This window comes from Pseudomonas sp. ICMP22404, assembly GCF_006227205.1.
Lineage (GTDB): Bacteria > Pseudomonadota > Gammaproteobacteria > Pseudomonadales > Pseudomonadaceae > Aquipseudomonas.
In genome coordinates, this window is record NZ_VCNG01000005.1 from 242,687 (window position 1) to 258,187 (window position 15,501).

At 60.9% G+C, this 15,501-nt stretch carries 15 protein-coding genes; 8 read left to right on the forward strand and 7 right to left on the reverse strand.

From position 1 onward, the window contains the following. Positions 1 to 10 precede the first annotated feature (10 nt). Positions 11 to 562 (reverse strand): NUDIX hydrolase, encoded by a 552-nt coding sequence (locus FGE05_RS11800; RefSeq protein WP_139645058.1) that lies wholly within the window; start codon positions 560 to 562, stop codon positions 11 to 13. A gap of 145 nt (positions 563 to 707) precedes the next feature. On the opposite strand from FGE05_RS11800, the gene FGE05_RS11805 reads away from it, so the two are divergent. The 3 genes from FGE05_RS11805 to FGE05_RS11815 are packed head-to-tail and all read left to right on the forward strand — an operon-like array spanning position 708 to position 2,052. Then, a complete protein-coding gene (locus FGE05_RS11805; RefSeq protein WP_041023011.1) occupies positions 708 to 1,307 on the forward strand; it encodes a CoA pyrophosphatase in 600 nt (199 codons plus the stop codon). Between the two features lie 14 nt (positions 1,308 to 1,321). Next, a complete protein-coding gene (locus FGE05_RS11810) occupies positions 1,322 to 1,846 on the forward strand; it encodes a gamma carbonic anhydrase family protein (RefSeq protein ID WP_139645060.1) in 525 nt (174 codons plus the stop codon). After that, positions 1,843 to 2,052, forward strand: coding sequence for a DUF1289 domain-containing protein (locus tag FGE05_RS11815; protein WP_139645062.1), 210 nt, complete (start codon positions 1,843 to 1,845; stop codon positions 2,050 to 2,052). The genes FGE05_RS11810 and FGE05_RS11815 overlap by 4 nt, the downstream gene beginning before the upstream one ends. A 24-nt stretch (positions 2,053 to 2,076) precedes the next feature. Here the strand turns inward: FGE05_RS11815 and FGE05_RS11820 are convergent, their stop codons facing one another. Next, positions 2,077 to 2,709 carry a Pr6Pr family membrane protein gene (locus tag FGE05_RS11820; protein ID WP_139645064.1) on the reverse strand — a complete coding sequence of 211 codons (633 nt, stop codon included), beginning with the start codon at positions 2,707 to 2,709 and terminating at the stop codon, positions 2,077 to 2,079. Between the two features lie 3 nt (positions 2,710 to 2,712). Further along, positions 2,713 to 2,943, reverse strand: a complete 231-nt coding sequence (locus tag FGE05_RS11825; protein ID WP_024780901.1) for a VF530 family DNA-binding protein — start codon at positions 2,941 to 2,943, stop codon at positions 2,713 to 2,715. A 419-nt stretch (positions 2,944 to 3,362) separates the two neighbouring features. Here FGE05_RS11825 and FGE05_RS11830 point away from each other — a divergent pair, with 419 nt between their 5' ends. Further along, positions 3,363 to 5,777: a glucose/quinate/shikimate family membrane-bound PQQ-dependent dehydrogenase gene (locus FGE05_RS11830; RefSeq protein WP_139645066.1), complete on the forward strand. Its 2,415-nt coding sequence runs from the start codon at positions 3,363 to 3,365 to the stop codon at positions 5,775 to 5,777. Between the two features lie 190 nt (positions 5,778 to 5,967). Here FGE05_RS11830 and purT read toward each other — a convergent pair whose 3' ends face one another. The 4 genes from purT to FGE05_RS11850 all read right to left on the reverse strand — a co-directional run bounded on the left by purT (position 5,968) and on the right by FGE05_RS11850 (position 9,157). Continuing rightward, entirely contained in the window at positions 5,968 to 7,149 is a 1,182-nt protein-coding gene (purT, locus tag FGE05_RS11835) for a formate-dependent phosphoribosylglycinamide formyltransferase (protein WP_139645068.1), read from the reverse strand. 102 nt (positions 7,150 to 7,251) lie between these two features. Further along, entirely contained in the window at positions 7,252 to 7,719 is a 468-nt protein-coding gene (locus tag FGE05_RS11840) for a preQ0 transporter (protein WP_139645070.1), read from the reverse strand. A gap of 78 nt (positions 7,720 to 7,797) precedes the next feature. Next, positions 7,798 to 8,583 carry a siderophore-interacting protein gene (locus tag FGE05_RS11845; protein WP_139645072.1) on the reverse strand — a complete coding sequence of 262 codons (786 nt, stop codon included), beginning with the start codon at positions 8,581 to 8,583 and terminating at the stop codon, positions 7,798 to 7,800. Beyond that, a complete protein-coding gene (locus tag FGE05_RS11850) occupies positions 8,576 to 9,157 on the reverse strand; it encodes a PadR family transcriptional regulator (RefSeq protein ID WP_139645074.1) in 582 nt (193 codons plus the stop codon). Before FGE05_RS11850 ends, FGE05_RS11845 begins: the two co-directional genes overlap by 8 nt. 418 nt (positions 9,158 to 9,575) lie before the next feature. Between FGE05_RS11850 and FGE05_RS11855 the strand changes: the two genes are divergently transcribed. The 4 genes from FGE05_RS11855 (at position 9,576) to FGE05_RS11870 (ending at position 15,408) form a co-directional block, all read left to right on the forward strand. After that, positions 9,576 to 10,061 (forward strand): CS1 type fimbrial major subunit, encoded by a 486-nt coding sequence (locus FGE05_RS11855; protein ID WP_139645076.1) that lies wholly within the window; start codon positions 9,576 to 9,578, stop codon positions 10,059 to 10,061. Positions 10,062 to 10,177: 116 nt separating this feature from the next. Next, positions 10,178 to 12,712, forward strand: a complete 2,535-nt coding sequence (locus FGE05_RS11860) for a CS1-pili formation C-terminal domain-containing protein (RefSeq protein ID WP_139645078.1) — start codon at positions 10,178 to 10,180, stop codon at positions 12,710 to 12,712. A 148-nt stretch (positions 12,713 to 12,860) separates the two neighbouring features. Beyond that, positions 12,861 to 14,117, forward strand: a complete 1,257-nt coding sequence (locus FGE05_RS11865; RefSeq protein ID WP_139645080.1) for a hypothetical protein — start codon at positions 12,861 to 12,863, stop codon at positions 14,115 to 14,117. Positions 14,118 to 14,163: 46 nt separating this feature from the next. After that, positions 14,164 to 15,408, forward strand: coding sequence for a hypothetical protein (locus FGE05_RS11870; protein WP_139645082.1), 1,245 nt, complete (start codon positions 14,164 to 14,166; stop codon positions 15,406 to 15,408). The last annotated feature ends 93 nt before the right edge of the window (positions 15,409 to 15,501 follow it).

Below are 15,501 nucleotides of genomic sequence, written 5' to 3' on the forward strand. Positions count from 1 at the left end.
ATATGGTTTTTCAGGTCTTGGCAGGCTGAGCCAGGGGTGGGATCGATTCGGATCGCACCGGGTAATGCTCGGTCCGCCGATCAGCATAGAAGTATTCCAGGGTCCGGCCCACTGTGCGAAAAGCCAGTTCGTCCCAGGGAATGTCCGCTTCTTCGAACAGTTTCACTTCCAGGCTCTCGGGTCCGGCGGCGAAATCCTCATCCACCAGCTCGGCGCGAAAGAATACATGCACCTGGCTGATGTGCGGTACGTCGATCAACGTATAGATGCTTAAATTTCGCACCCGGGCGCAGGCTTCCTCGGCGGTTTCGCGTTCGGCGGCCTGTTCGACGGTTTCGCCGTTTTCCATGAAGCCCGCCGGCAGCGTCCAGTAACCGCGTCGCGGCTCGATGGCGCGGCGGCACAGCAGGACTTTGCTGCCCCAGGTCGGTACGCAACCGGCCACGATGTTGGGGTTCTGGTAGTGGATGGTGTGGCAGGTGTCGCAGACAAAGCGCAGGCGCGAGTCGCCTTCGGGTATGCGCTGGGTCACCGGGTTACCGCACTGGCTGCAGAATTTCATGCTTGGGTTCCTGAATGCTGCGCCTATCTTGGCGTGCGGGACGGGTGTCGGCAAGTTGTCGTTTCGCGACACGACGCGGTCCGGGGGTTGGGCGGCTTGAACGATTGGTGCATGATGCAAGGCAGCGAATGAATCGAGAAGTCTCATGCTGGACGAGCTACTGCATCGAGTAAGCAACCATACCCCGCGTGATTTGCAGGCCGACCGACGTTTCCCTGAAGCCGCGGTGCTGGTGCCGATCACCCGCAGTGACGAGCCGGAGCTGGTACTGACCTTGCGCGCCAGCGGGCTCTCGACCCATGGCGGCGAAGTGGCCTTCCCCGGCGGACGGCGCGATCCGGAGGACCCGGACCTGGTGTTCACCGCCCTGCGCGAAGCCGAAGAGGAAATCGGCCTGCCCCCCGGCCTAGTGGAAGTGATCGGCCCCCTCAGCCCGTTGATTTCGTTGCATGGCATCAAGGTCACGCCCTATGTCGGAGTGATTCCGGATTTCGTCGAGTATCAGGCCAACGATGCCGAGATCGCCGCGGTCTTCAATGTACCGCTGGACTTTTTCCGCAAGGATCCCCGCGAACACACCCATCGCATCGATTACCAGGGCTGCAGTTGGTACGTGCCCAGCTACCGTTTTGGCGAGTACAAGATCTGGGGCCTGACGGCGATCATGATCGTCGAGCTGGTGAACCTGCTGTTCGACGCCGGCATTGACCTGCACAAACCACCCAGAAGCTTCATCAATACCTGAGCCCGAGGATCCTCATGAAATACCGCCTGGGCGATGCCCGTGTCGAAACCCACCCACAGAGCTGGGTCGCCCCCAACGCCACGCTGGTGGGCAAGGTCCGCCTCGAAGAAGGCGCCAGTGTCTGGTTCAACGCCGTGCTGCGCGGCGATAACGAGTTGATCCTGATCGGCAAGGACAGCAACGTGCAGGACGGCACGGTGATGCACACCGACATGGGTTTTCCACTGACCATCGGCACCGGTGTGACCATTGGCCATAACGCCATGCTCCACGGTTGCACGGTGGGGGATTACAGCCTCATCGGCATCAATGCGGTGATTCTCAACGGCGCGAAGATCGGCAAGAACTGCATCATCGGCGCCAATGCGTTGATCGGCGAAAACAAGGAAATCCCCGACGGTTCGCTGGTGATGGGCTCACCTGGCAAGGTCGTCCGGGAACTGACCGAGGCCCAGAAGAAGATGCTCGAGGCCAGCGCGGCGCATTACGTCCACAACGCGCAGCGCTATGCCCGCGACCTGGCTGAGCAAGACTCATGAACACCCCCGAACGCCCGGTGCCTTCGCCCTGCGTGAGCATCTGCTCGCTGGACGATGACGATGTCTGCACCGGCTGCCAGCGCACCGTGTCCGAGATCACCCGTTGGCGCAGCATGGACAACGATGAGCGGCGTAGCGTATTGGCGTTGTGTCATGAGCGGGCGAAGGCCAGTGGGCTGGTGTGGATGTTGCCGGGGAGGTCTTGAGTACAAGTCCTCTGTGGCAGTCTTCTAATACCGTTGCCCCATCCACCGATCCAATCCCACCACCCCCAGCGCGATCCCGACAAACCCCAGCAATATCTCCCCGGCATTGATGAACACCTGTGGATAACCCAGCGTTGCCACGTCGATGAAAGGGTAGGGGTACGCCCCGAGGAAACTCCCCCGCAACAGGACATGGGCGAAGTACACCACGGGGTAAATCACCCACAGTCCGATATGCCGCAGGCGCAGGGTGCCTTTGGGCACGTACCGCCACCAATAGGCGATGAACAGCAGTGGCATCACGTCGTGCAACAGTTCGTCGGCCAAGAACTGCCAGCCTTCGGGTTGCCACAGATGGCGCAGCAGCAGGTTATAAGCCAGGCCGACCAGGGCGATGCTCGCGGCGATACCACTGCTGACGGCGGGGCGCAGGAACCAGCGTCGGGCGGCCGATTCGCGGCGGGTCACTTCACACGTCAGCACCACGGCCACCAATATATTGGTCAATACCGTGAAGAAGCTGAAGACATTCACCAGGCCGCCCAGCAGGCTCGCGCCCAGTTCCCAGCGCCCCAGCAGGATCAGATACAGCTGGATGCTCAATCCCGCCCAGCCCAGCAGCGCCGCCACGGATACGAAGCGCTGTCGAAGGTTCATGAGTCAGACCGGCCGCTTGGTACGCATCAGCTTGATATACAGCCGCTCGACTTTCTCCCGCGCCCACGGCGTCTTGCGCAGGAAGGTCAGGCTCGACTTGATGCTCGGGTCGCTCTTGAAGCAACGGATATCGATGCGTTCGGCCAGGCCCGACCATTCGTAGTGCTGCACCAGGGCGTTGAGGATTTGCTCCAGCGTCACGCCGTGCAGGGGGTTGTTGTGCTGTTCGGTCATGGAGGTATTTGCGTGAAGAGGAATAAGCCGCGCACCTTATCCGAGGCGCCCATGTGTTGGAAGTCTAGTGGCAACACTGTTACCGGATTCGAAAAGATTCATGTCGGCAAAAGCGCTTTCTCTATTGGTAGCGGGCCATTATTCTTGCGCCCCCTGCTGAAACGGTTCTTCTGACGTATCAGGATTTAAAAAGATAGCGCTGTCTTGCCCTGCAACCTCATGTGGGAGCGAGCCTGCTCGCGATTGCGGCGTCACACGCAACAGGCGTGTTGGCTGATCCACCGCAATCGCGAGCAGGCTCGCTCCCACAAGAGGCTGCTGATAGCGGGTCAGCTTTTTACTGAACCATGCCTGCGCAAGATCGTCATCTACAGTGATTACTTGCGCGGGACTCCTTAAATATCACGGAGAATCACACTATGAGCACTGAAGGTGCTTTGAACCGAGGCCGTCTGCTACCGAGTCTGCTCGGCATTCTGCTTCTATTGATGGGCTTGGCGCTGTTGGCCGGCGGGGTCAAGCTGAGCACGCTTGGCGGTTCGTGGTATTACCTGCTGGCCGGTATCGGCTTGGCGCTGACGGGTGTGCTGTTGATCATGGCCCGTCACGCGGCCCTGGGCCTGTACGCGCTGGTGCTGTTCGCCAGTACGGTATGGGCCTTGTGGGAAGTGGGCCTGGACTGGTGGCAACTGGTGCCGCGCCTGGCGATGCTGTTCGCCCTGGGCATCGTCCTGTTGTTGCCATGGTTCCGTCGTCCACTGCTGACGGCCGATGCATCACCCATGGGCACTCGTGCGCTGGGCGCCGCCGTGGTCATCGCCGGCGTCGCGGCGCTTGCCAGCCAGTTCACCAACCCGGGTGAAATCAAGGGGCAACTGGACCGCGACAACGTCGCGGGCATGGCCAACACCGCGCCGGCAATGCCGGACGGCGACTGGAATTCCTATGGACGTAGCGCCCATGGCGACCGTTATTCGCCGCTGGCGCAGATCACGCCGCAGAACGTCAGTAAGCTGGTACCGGCCTGGACCTATCGCACCGGCGACCTGCCGGGACCGAACGACCCGGGCGAGACCACCGCTGAAAACACCCCGTTGAAAGTCAACGGCATGCTCTACGTGTGCACTCCCCACAGCCAGGTAATTGCCCTGGAGCCTGAAACCGGCAAGGAAATCTGGCGTTTCGATCCGAAGCTTTCCACCCAGAAGGCGGAAAACTTCAAGGGTTGGGCCCACATGACCTGCCGTGGCGTGAGCTATCACGATGACGCCGCGTACGCCTCTGCCGAGCAGAGCCCCACCGGTGCTGCCAGCACCACGCCGGCCAGCGCCGTGTGCCCGCGTCGCATTTTCCTGCCGACCGCCGACACCCGCCTGATCGCCCTCAATGCCGACACCGGCAAGATGTGCGAAGACTTCGGTGACAAGGGCCAGGTCGACCTGAGCGCCAACATCGGTGGTTTCACCGCGGGCGGTTACTACTCCACCTCGCCTCCGGCCGTCACCCAGAACCTGGTGGTGATCGGCGGTCATGTCACCGACAACGTTTCCACCGACGAACCCAGCGGCGTCATCCGCGCCTACGACGTGCACACCGGCAAGCTGGTGTGGAACTGGGACAGCGGCAAGCCGGACGACACCATGCCGATTGCCGAGGGCCAGACCTACACCCGCAACTCGCCGAACATGTGGTCCATGTTCAGCGTCGATGAAAAACTCGGCATGCTCTACCTGCCGATGGGCAACCAGACTCCCGACCAGTTCGGTGGCTTGCGCACCCCTGAATCGGAAAAATACTCCGCCGGCCTGACCGCGCTGGACATCGCCACCGGCAAGGTGCGCTGGTACTTCCAGTTCACCCACCACGACCTGTGGGACATGGACGTCGGCGGTCAACCGACCCTGATGGACATGAAGACTGCCGACGGCGTGAAGCCGGCCGTACTGGCTTCGACCAAGCAGGGCAGCATCTACGTGCTGGACCGCAGCAACGGTCAACCGATCATCCCGATCAAGGAGATCCCGGTGCCGCAAGGCGCGGTAGAAGGCGACCACACCTCGCCGACCCAACCGATGTCCGACCTGAACTTCGTGCCGCCGGTCCTCAAGGAGCGCGACATGTGGGGCGTGACCCCGTTCGACCAAATGCTCTGCCGGATCGACTTCAAGTCGCTGCGCTACGACGGCATGTATACGCCGCCGTCGCTGCAGGGTTCCATCGTTTACCCGGGTAACTTCGGGGTGTTCGACTGGGGCGGCATTTCGGTAGACCCGGTGCGCCAGATCGCTTTCGTCAACCCGAGCTACATGGCGTTCAAGTCGAAGTTGGTACCGGCGGCCGAAGTGGCCGGTGGTCCGGGACGCAAGAGCGAAACCGAAGGCGTGCAGCCGAACAAGGGCGCACCCTATGGCGTGATCCTCGAAGCGCTGCTCTCGCCTATGGGCCTGCCCTGCCAGGCTCCGGCCTGGGGTTATGTGGCCGCGGTCGACCTGACCAACAACAAAACCCTGTGGAAACACAAGAACGGCACCGTGCGTGACAGCTCGCCAGTGCCGATTCCGCTGAGCATGGGCGTACCGAGCCTGGGCGGCACGTTCACCACCGCCGGTGGCGTGGCGTTCTTGAGCGGCACCCTCGACCAGTACCTGCGTGCCTATGACGTGAAAAACGGCAAGCAACTGTGGGAAGGCCGCCTGCCCGCTGGCGCCCAGACCACGCCGATGACCTACACTGGCAAGGACGGCAAGCAATACGTGCTGGTCGTTGCTGGCGGTCATGGTTCCCTGGGTACCAAGCAGGGTGACTATGTCATCGCGTACAAGCTGCCGGAATAAGCCCAATCGGCGCTCATGAAAAAGGCGACACCCTTGCGGGTGTCGCCTTTTTCATTTGATCGTTCCCACGCTCTGCGTGGGAACGCAGCCCGGGACGCTCCGCGTCCCAAAGAGCCGAACGCGGAGCGTCCGCAGAGGCGTTCCCACGCGGAGCGTGGGAACGATCAATGCAGCAGGGTAGTCGCCAAACTTAAAGCTCGATCTTCACCGCCTGGGAAGCCCGGGTCGCCTTGGCGCGGGCGGCTTCGATGGACTCGTCGCGGGCCAGGGCCACGCCCAGGCGGCGTTGGCCGTTGACTTCCGGTTTGCCAAACAGGCGCAGCGCGGTGTCCGGTTCGCTCAGGGCCACGCCCAGGTTGGCGAAAGCGGTCTGGGTCGACTGGCCTTCCACCAGGATTACCGCCGAGGCCGACGGGCCGAACTGACGGATCAACGGGATCGGCAGGCCGAGGATGGCGCGAGCGTGCAGGGCGAACTGCGACAGGTCCTGGGAAATCAGCGTCACCAGTCCAGTGTCGTGAGGGCGCGGAGAGACTTCGCTGAACCACACCTGATCGCCCTTGATGAACAGCTCGACGCCGAACATCCCACGCCCTCCCAGAGCCTCGGTCACCGCCTTGGCGACGCGCTCGGATTCGGCCAATGCCACCGGGCTCATGGCCTGGGGCTGCCAGGATTCCTGATAATCGCCTTTCTCCTGGCGGTGACCGACCGGCGCGCAGAAGGTGGTGCCGCCGACATGACGCACGGTCAGCAAGGTGATTTCGTAGTCGAAGTCGATAAAGCCTTCAATGATCACCCGACCCTTGCCGGCGCGGCCGCCTTCCTGGGCGTAGTCCCAGGCTTTCTGCACGTCGTCGTTGCCACGCAGCAGGCTCTGGCCCTTGCCCGACGAGCTCATCACTGGCTTGACCACGCACGGGAAACCGAGGGTTTCAACGGCCTTGCGGTAGTCTTCCACGGTATCGGCGAAGAAGTACGGCGAGGTCGGCAGGCCCAGCTCTTCGGCGGCCAGGCGACGGATGCCTTCGCGGTTCATGGTCAACTGCGCGGCGCGGGCGGTAGGGATCACGGTGAAGCCTTCGGCTTCCAGTTCCACCAGGGTAGCGGTGGCAATGGCTTCGATTTCCGGCACGATGAAGTGCGGCTTCTCGGCCTCGATCACGGCACGCAGGGCGGCGCCGTCGAGCATGTTGATCACATGGCTGCGATGGGCCACTTGCATGGCGGGTGCGTTGGCGTAGCGATCCACGGCGATCACTTCCACGCCCAGGCGCTGCAATTCGATTACCACTTCCTTGCCCAGCTCACCGCTGCCACACAACAAAACGCGGGTCGCGGTGGGCGACAAGGGAGTTCCGATACGGGTCATCTGAAGGTCCTCAAACAGGAGCGGATCATCGAGGGTTGCACGCCGGGCGAGCTTCCCATAGGGAGAAAACGCGGCATTTTACATGAACCACGGGGTTTGGCTTCAGCCGGCGACGGCCTGTTTGCGCAAACGCCAGGCCATGATCAGCCAGACGGCAGTGACCCCTGCGAATTTCGAGGCCAGGGCGGTGATCACCACCGGTGGGGTCAGGGCGTCGATCAGGCCGAAGAAGATGAACGTGTCCAGGGGAATGCTCAGCGCCGAGCTGATCCACAATCGATCATGCAACGGACGCTTGGTGATCGTGAACACCAGCCAGTCGATGCACTCGGACACCGCGAACGCCGTGGCGCTGGCCAGGGCGATGGTCGGGTCCGAGGTGACATAGGACAGCACCAGCGCCGCCAGCATCGCCGCGATGGCGCCATGACCGAACCGGGTCTGCACCATGTCCCGCAGGATGAATACCAGGCCACCCCAGGCCGACCAGATGATGTCCAGGTGCGGTGCGGCAGAAAAGGCGTAATTGATCAGCACGACGCTGGCGATGTAGGCGATCAGGAAAAGCATGCAGGTACCTGGCTCAGCAAATATTCGAAGACGAATGATAAACCTGCCTTGCCGTGGCAGGCCGGGTTTGTCGGAGGATCATTCCTCCTCGCTACCATCCGCCTTCCAATAACCCACCGCTTTTACGAAGTCCTGGTCCAACCCTTTCTCCTCCAGCAACACCTTGCGAATCTGCCGCGATACCTTGCTTTCGGTGGCGACCCAGGCGTACAGCTTGCCGACAGGCACTTCCAGTTGACGGACGGTGGTCAGCAGGCTGTCGTGGCGACCCTCGCGCAGCACCCAGATCACGTGGACCTGGGCCGGACTTTGCAAAACCTGCTGCTCAGCACCGTTTTCCACTTCCACGACCACCAGGGCACGCCGGTTGGGCGCCAGGCCTTCGAGGCGACGGGCGATGGCGGGGAGGGCGGTTTCGTCACCGATCAGCAGGTAGCTGTCGAAGATGTCCGGCACGATCATCGAGCCCCGTGGCCCTCCGATGTGGAGGTACTGCCCTGGCTCGGCCTGGGCCGCCCAGGTCGAGGCGGGGCCGTCGCCGTGGAGCACGAAATCGAGGTCCAGCTCCAGGGTATCCAGGTCGTAGCGGCGCGGGGTGTAGTCGCGCATTTCCGGCAGCGCGCTCTGGGCCTTGCCGGCGCTGGGATCGAAGGTTTCCAGGGCGGCCCGTTCCTCGGCGTTCTGCGGGAAAAACAGTTTTACATGATCATCCGTGCCCAGGCTGACGAACCCGGCCAGTTCCGGCCCACCGACGGTGATGCGGCGCATGCGCGGGGTCAGGTCCACCACCCGCAGGACTTGCAGGCGACGACGCTTGATCTCGTGGCTGACGCGGTGAATGGTGTTTGGATCGATTTCAGTCATCGCTTGACTCCGAAACAGGTGGACGGGCAGGGCCGTCCATGATGGCTTTGGCGGTGTCGTTGAGTAGATCGCGTATCCGCTGGATTTCTTCCGGGCTCCAGCGATCCTGGTGTCTCTGCAGGGCACGACGCAGGTTACCCACCGCTTCGTGGATTTCAGCCGGTCGATCCTGCTCGCGCAGGATGCGCTTGCTGGCTTCGATGCGTATCCGCACGCCGTCCAGCGCCTCGGCCTGGTCTTGAAGGAATAGGCGTCCGACGTCGGTGGCGCTGTAGCATTTTTTCCCGCCCTTGGCGTCTCCGCTGACCATCTTACTCATTTCCAGATGAGTCAGGGTGGGGTAGATCACGCCGGGGCTTGGAGTATAGGCACCGTCGAACATGGCCTCGATCTGGCGTATCAGCTCATAACCGTGACAAGGCTTTTCGGCGATCAGTGCCAGCAGCAGCAACTTAAGGTCGCCGGCAGCGAACACCCGTGGACCGCGCCCACCTCTCTCACGGCCCGACGGGCGCCGTTCGAAGCCATCGTGATGACCCTGTTCGCGAATGGAAGGAGGATAAGGAACTGTCATCTATCTGCTCTCTGTTCTGCATAAATAGAACCGAGATATATCTTTGACTTCAGATATATCTTCGACTATAGATATATCTTTGTTAAAAGATATATCTCAGTTGCGTCATACTTGAAATGAAACAAGACCTTACCTGAATCCCTTATGTCTGCGGGACGAAACCGGATGGTTGTCTGGGTGTTTTAACGGCAACTAGTGAAAATGTCGGAAGTCTCTTACATTAAAAGTTACGTTTTATCGAAAAGTGCGTATTTTTCGACGTTTTGTATGCGCGATTTACTACATGAGTCTACGAACTTTCCTGCTTATTTTTAATTAAAGAGCGACGATCATGCACCGGCGTTGAAGGGGCACGCCAAGCTGTATTGGTGTGCAACTTCGGCCCTTCTCTCTTTATTGCTATGAACAGGTGTTAACAATGCTCATGAAAATCGTAACCGCCGCTTCCCTGACCGCTGCGGCCCTGAGTTCTTCGCTGGCTTTCGCTCTCGATGACGCACGTTCGTCCATCCACATCACCGCGAATATCCCGACCCAGCAGTTCCATGTGCAGCCACGCGACGGGAGCTGGGGTAAGGACGAGACCATGTCCTACAACACGGTCAGCGGCACTCTGACTTCGCTGCGTCAGACCTACGACGTGAAGAACACCGACGGTTCGGTCAATGCCTACATCGAAGGCGGCCCGGCTTCGCTGTACAACGGCAGCGATGCCATCGCCCTGACCACGACCTTCAATGGCGTCACCCTGACCGCCCTGTCCCAGGAAGTGGTCGACGATGCAACCTCTACCCCGGGCACCCAGGCTGAGATGACCATCGTTCCGGCCAAACCGCTCGCGACCCAGAACGGCCTGTACACCGCCGACATGACCGTCATCTTCGACGCCGTGCCGCGCCCGTAAGGCTATTCGTTACCCGGTGAGCCTCACCTCGCCAGCAGCAGGTCGGCCGGATCTCCCCAGCCGGTCGGCCTGAACCTGAAACACCCCGAAAGCTCGCTGATTATGAGAGTCCGTTGATGTTACCGATGACACCCATCGCGGGTGCGCTTGCGCTGTTGTTATGCGCGAGTGCATTGGCCGCGCCGACTGCCCCCGGTACTACACCGACAAGCCTGCTGTCCCAGGCCAAGGGTCTGCCGGCGGAGTTTGAAGCCCACTTCTTCGATGTGCCATTGGCTGTTCGTATTGAGCTCAATCAACAGTATCTCGGTGAAGCCATGGTGGTCTTGACGCGGGATGATCGCATTACCCTGCTGGAATTTACCGACACCCACGACAGCACGATCAAAGCCGCTGAGCGGGACCAATGGGAGCACACACTCAAACAGGGACAACTGTTAGGTGCCTGTGAAAAAAACTGCACCGCCGGGCTGCTTGCAGTGCACTACAGTCTTGAAAACTCACTGGTGTCGATCCTCACTCGGGATGTCGAGCGCGGTACCGAAACCCAGCGCTATCACGACCAGCCCCAGGGGGGCAGCCTCGGCCTGATCTTCAACAACCAACTCAACCTCAACGGTGGCCAGGAACAGGACACCGGTGGCCGCTATGGCCTCAATGCCAGTTCCAGCGTGGGCAACTGGAGCCAGTCCATGGACCTCCAGCTCTCGCGCCTGGGTGGGCCGGACGACAAGCTCTACCACGCCGTTTATGAGCTGTTCACCCAACGTGAACTGGAAGGGCATTTTTTCCGGCTGGGGTATTTCACCCCCAGCTCCGATGGCTTGAACCGCCAGATCCGCTCGTTTGGCGCCAACCCGGACACTGCTCTGGGCGTGATGTATGGCAGCTCGGACAGCCTGGCGATCGAAAACCCCAAGCCCAGCGTCTACCCCATTTACGTCACCGCCAGCCGCCAGGCTTCGGTGGAGATTTATCGCAGCGGCCTGCTGATCAATACCCAGGCCGTCAGCGCAGGTTTGCAGAGCCTGGACACCCGCCCATTGCCCGGCGGCATCTATGAAGTGGAAGTGCGGCTGATCGAGGACGGACAAACCACTGCCACCAGTCAGGAACTGGTCTACAAGCCGAACAATTGGAGCAGCACCGAGGAGCGTTGGCGCTACAACCTGTTCGCCGGTCGTGAAACCCGGCTCTGGAGCAATTGGGAAGACCAGCCCTCGGGGTTCACGACGGCGGGGTTTGGCGTCAATTACCTGCTGCACCCACGGGTTATCGTCGGCGGTTCCACGCGCCAGGTGCAGGACAAACTGCAACTCGGCACGTCGGTGGACTGGACGCTGGCCTCCCACACCAGTCTGTACGCCAACGTCTACCACACCGAGCAGTACGGCAACGGCATGGACGTGCAAGCCCTGTACAGCTACGGCCAGGGCAGTCTCGTCGCCAGCCACAATCGCAGTTGGCTGGACACCCGCAACACCTACGAGACCCTGCCGGACGGCACCCGCATCCGGCAGCGCAACGTGTTCGTCGGCCAGACCAGCAACTCATCGCTGTCGGTCAATCATCGCTTGAACAACAAGTCCTCCATCAACGGCCGGCTGGCCTATAGCGAAGGCAATGTCCAGGGCGCGGGCCTGGACCTGGGCTGGACCCAGCGCGGCAAGTTGCGTGGCAGCGATGCCAACTGGCGGCTGTCGGTGTTCGATCGTCCCGGCACCTCGAGCACCAACGACCGTCGCAATCGCGGCGTGGACCTGAGCTTCAGCGTGGCATTGGGCGGGCCGGGGGAATACTGGTCGGGCAGCATCGGCACCCGCACGTCTCGCGAAGGTGACCGGGACAACAATGCGTCGCTGACCTATCGCCGCGACCTCCAGGATCACGTGCTGCAAAGTGTCTCCGGCACAGCGCTGGCCGATACCTATGGCGTGGGCCTGTCCGGCATCGCCAGCTTCAGCACCGAGTCGCTCTATGGCGACGGTTTCCTCCAGCGCTCGTCCTATAACGACAACCTCACCGGCGGCCTGAACCTGAGCAGTACCGTGGCCGTCGGCGGCGAGAAAGCCGTCTTCACCGGTCTGCCCCAGGGCCGTGGCGCGGGGATGATCGTCGACGTGGAAACCGACCTGGACGACATCGTCCTGCGCGCCGACGACCTGACCGGCGGCAGTACCACCTTGCATCCGGGCCGTAACTTCGTGCCGATCACCGCCTACCGCAACAGCATGGTGACCTTCGACTTCGAGGGTGTGCATCCACCGGCGGCGAGCATCGAGCCGGCACGCACCCGTTATCACCTGAACAAGGGGGGCGTCGATTACCGCAAGGTCAGCGTGGTGAAAACCGTGACCGTGCTCGGACGCTTGCTGGACGAACAGGGGCAACCGCTCAAGGGCCATCACGTGATCAACCACGCCAGCCGCGGCGTCAGCGAGGCGGACGGATTCTTCTCCATGGAGATGAATGCCGCGTCCCCGACCCTTGAGGTGCGCTACGGCAACGAGTTGTTCTGCCGCTTCCGTCTCGACCCGGAAAACGCCAGCGACGAAGGCGATGTGTTGATGATCGGCGACCTGCGCTGCACGCCGGACAGCCTGGCCGATAGCTCACTGGCCGCGGCCGACCTGGCGAAGCAGCGTTCATGAGTTGTGGGAGCAAGGCTTGCCCGCGATGAACGATAACGCCGTTCGCGTGAAGACCGGGGCGCCTGCATCGCGGGCAAGCCTTGCTCCCACTGTGAAATTTTCTCCCAAAAACTAGCAGGGATTGGCTTTGATGTATGAGGTTGTATAAATGAAATCCTTATCGGTAGCCGTGAGCAGCGTGGTCTCGATGCTGTTGCTTGCCTGCGTGCCTGCTGCCAATGCCGTGAACCAGAATATCAGCGCGATATTCAGACCCGATGCTTCGAAACCAAACCTGAATCAATTTACCAATACCACCCCGGTCAGTGGCTATTGCACCTTCTATCCGGCGGATTGCGCGGCCACCAAGATATTCAGTATTCAGTTGCCTATCCGCTTCAGTTCGGTCGGCCCAATTCAGGCGAATCACACTGATTACCGGCAAGGGGCGACGTTCAAGGTCCCCGCCAACTGGCGTACCGCCCAGGTGACTCACGCCGGTACGGGTGAAACTGAAACCATCGAAGTACGCTTTTCGGGAATCGGCTCGAGATACCGCCTTCCGATGAGCGTGCTCGAACTGATAGGTAATCCAAGCATAGACCTTACGCTGGCACACAACCGGTTATGGGGCGGTTATGGGAATAGCTGGGTGAACCCCCCTTCACCTTGCGGATATACCGGTCACGGAGGTTTGAACGCGACGACTTACAAGTTTTTCTGGAAGACCCGAGTCGAAGCGCCTTGCTCCAAAAAGAGTAGTTTTCTGATCCCCAGCCTGGTCTACGACTATCTGGACTTCGCCTACGAATTGCGCACCCCGAACCCCCTGAAAATGTCGAGTGGTTTGTACACGGGGTCTTTGACCTACAGCATCGGGCCGGGCCAGGATCTGGACATGGGCGATATCATGATCCCCTCCGATCCGATACTCACGTTCGATTTCAAGCTGACTGTCGAACACACCCTCAAGGTCGAAGTCCCCCCCGGCGGCAATCGCGTGGAACTGGTGCCCCAGGAAGGTTGGCAGTCCTGGCTCAACAGCGGACGCAAGCCAACGCGCCTGTTCCGTGACCAGCGCTTTCATATTTCCGCCTCATCCCGTTTCAAGATGGCAATCGAATGCCAGTACATCAGCGGCAACACCTGTGCGATCGCCGAAACCGATACCGGCCACACCGTGCCGGTGAACGTCGGCGTGACCCTGCCCGATGGCGTGACGGACGGCGCCGGGCAACCGGTCAATCGCCGACGACTGTTGCGCGACGGCAGTGGCACCGAATTGTTCCAGCCCGGCATCTACGTCGATCGCCGGCTCGGGATGCTGCATTTCGAAGTGGACCGCAGCGGTGTCGAGGCGATGCTCGACACCGGGGCCACGCGTTACGCCGGCGATGTCACGGTGATCTGGGATTCGGAAGTTTAAAGGGCATGGATTGGCCAGCCTGAGGCGAAAGGAAGGTGAGGGATTGATGAAAGGTCTACCAGTAGCAGTGCGTAGTGTGGTTTCGGTGATGTTATTGGCCGGCGCATCGACGGCTCATGCCGTGAGCAAGGAGATCACCGCAATCTTCAGGCCCGATCCATCGAAGCCCAACGAGAATACCTTTCGCAATACCACGCCGGTCTCGGGTTATTGCGCCTTTTACCCGGCCGACTGTGAAAGGGAGAACATGTCCAGCCTTCAGTGGAACATCAACTCCTATTCCAACGCGCCCATCCAGGCCAATCATGCGGATCTGCGGCAAGGGGCGATATTCCATGTGCCTGCCAATTGGCGTCTGGCGCAGATCACTCATACCGGTACGGGCGAGACTGAAATCGTCCAGGTACGCATCGCCGGCATCGGCTCGATGTACTACCTGCCGGTCAGCGTGATCGACCTGGTCGGAGGGGGGGTGGACATGGGGACCGCTCATGCGATGTTGTGGGGCTCCACCTGGAAGTACGCCCCTGCACCTTGTCGATCCAGCAGCCAATCGAGCTTGAACGACCGTGCCTATTCCTTCTTCTGGAAAACCCCGGTCGAAGGGAGCTGTGCCAAAAGGGCCCGTTACCTGATCCCGGGCATGGAATACACCTCCATGGACTTCGCCTACGAACTGCGCACCCCCAACCCGTTGAAGATGTCGTCCGGCCAATACACCGGCTCCCTGGTCTATGGCCTCGGTCCGAGGCAGGACTTCGACTTCGGTGACGTGATGATCCCCAATGAATCGGTGATCACCCTCAATTTCAAACTCGACGTCGAGCACACGCTCAAGGTGGAGGTGCCCCCGGGTGGCAACCGGGTGGAACTGGTGCCCCAGGAAGGCTGGCAAGCCTGGCTGAACAGCGGGAGCAAACCGACGCGGCTGTTTCGCGACCAGCGCTTCCATATCTCGACCTCTTCTCGTTTCAAGATGAGGCTCGAATGCCAGCACGCCAGCGGCAATACCTGCGCGATTGCGGAAACCGGCACCGGCCATGCCGTGCCGGTGGACATCAAGGTGACGTTGCCTGAAGGCCTGACCGACGCCGCTGGGCAACCGGTCAACCAGCGCCCGTTGCGGCTTGACGGCAGCGGCACCGAGCTGTTCCAGCCGGGCTTTTATGTCGATCGCAGGCTGGGAATGCTGCACTTCGAAGTGGCCCGGGGCAGCGTCGAGGCGATGCTGGACAGCGGCGCCAAGGCCTACACCGGCAGTGTCACGGTGATCTGGGATTCGGAAGTCTAGCGGCTTGTACGGTTAGTTTGAGTACACGAATTAGCTACACAGGCCACCAGTGACCTGCCGGCCAAATTTCTAGTGAGTTGCGTTTAATGCATG

Coding starts and splice junctions, on each gene's coding strand:
- FGE05_RS11815 (WP_139645062.1), top strand. CDS start 1,843: ATGAACACCCCCGAACGCCCGGTGCCTTCGCCCTGCGTGAGCATCTGC.
- FGE05_RS11805 (WP_041023011.1), top strand. CDS start 708: ATGCTGGACGAGCTACTGCATCGAGTAAGCAACCATACCCCGCGTGAT.
- FGE05_RS11850 (WP_139645074.1), bottom strand. CDS start 9,157: ATGACAGTTCCTTATCCTCCTTCCATTCGCGAACAGGGTCATCACGAT.
- FGE05_RS11865 (WP_139645080.1), top strand. CDS start 12,861: ATGAAATCCTTATCGGTAGCCGTGAGCAGCGTGGTCTCGATGCTGTTG.
- FGE05_RS11870 (WP_139645082.1), top strand. CDS start 14,164: ATGAAAGGTCTACCAGTAGCAGTGCGTAGTGTGGTTTCGGTGATGTTA.
- FGE05_RS11860 (WP_139645078.1), top strand. CDS start 10,178: ATGTTACCGATGACACCCATCGCGGGTGCGCTTGCGCTGTTGTTATGC.
- FGE05_RS11840 (WP_139645070.1), bottom strand. CDS start 7,719: ATGCTTTTCCTGATCGCCTACATCGCCAGCGTCGTGCTGATCAATTAC.
- purT (WP_139645068.1), bottom strand. CDS start 7,149: ATGACCCGTATCGGAACTCCCTTGTCGCCCACCGCGACCCGCGTTTTG.
- FGE05_RS11845 (WP_139645072.1), bottom strand. CDS start 8,583: ATGACTGAAATCGATCCAAACACCATTCACCGCGTCAGCCACGAGATC.
- FGE05_RS11830 (WP_139645066.1), top strand. CDS start 3,363: ATGAGCACTGAAGGTGCTTTGAACCGAGGCCGTCTGCTACCGAGTCTG.
- FGE05_RS11820 (WP_139645064.1), bottom strand. CDS start 2,709: ATGAACCTTCGACAGCGCTTCGTATCCGTGGCGGCGCTGCTGGGCTGG.
- FGE05_RS11825 (WP_024780901.1), bottom strand. CDS start 2,943: ATGACCGAACAGCACAACAACCCCCTGCACGGCGTGACGCTGGAGCAA.
- FGE05_RS11800 (WP_139645058.1), bottom strand. CDS start 562: ATGAAATTCTGCAGCCAGTGCGGTAACCCGGTGACCCAGCGCATACCC.
- FGE05_RS11810 (WP_139645060.1), top strand. CDS start 1,322: ATGAAATACCGCCTGGGCGATGCCCGTGTCGAAACCCACCCACAGAGC.
- FGE05_RS11855 (WP_139645076.1), top strand. CDS start 9,576: ATGCTCATGAAAATCGTAACCGCCGCTTCCCTGACCGCTGCGGCCCTG.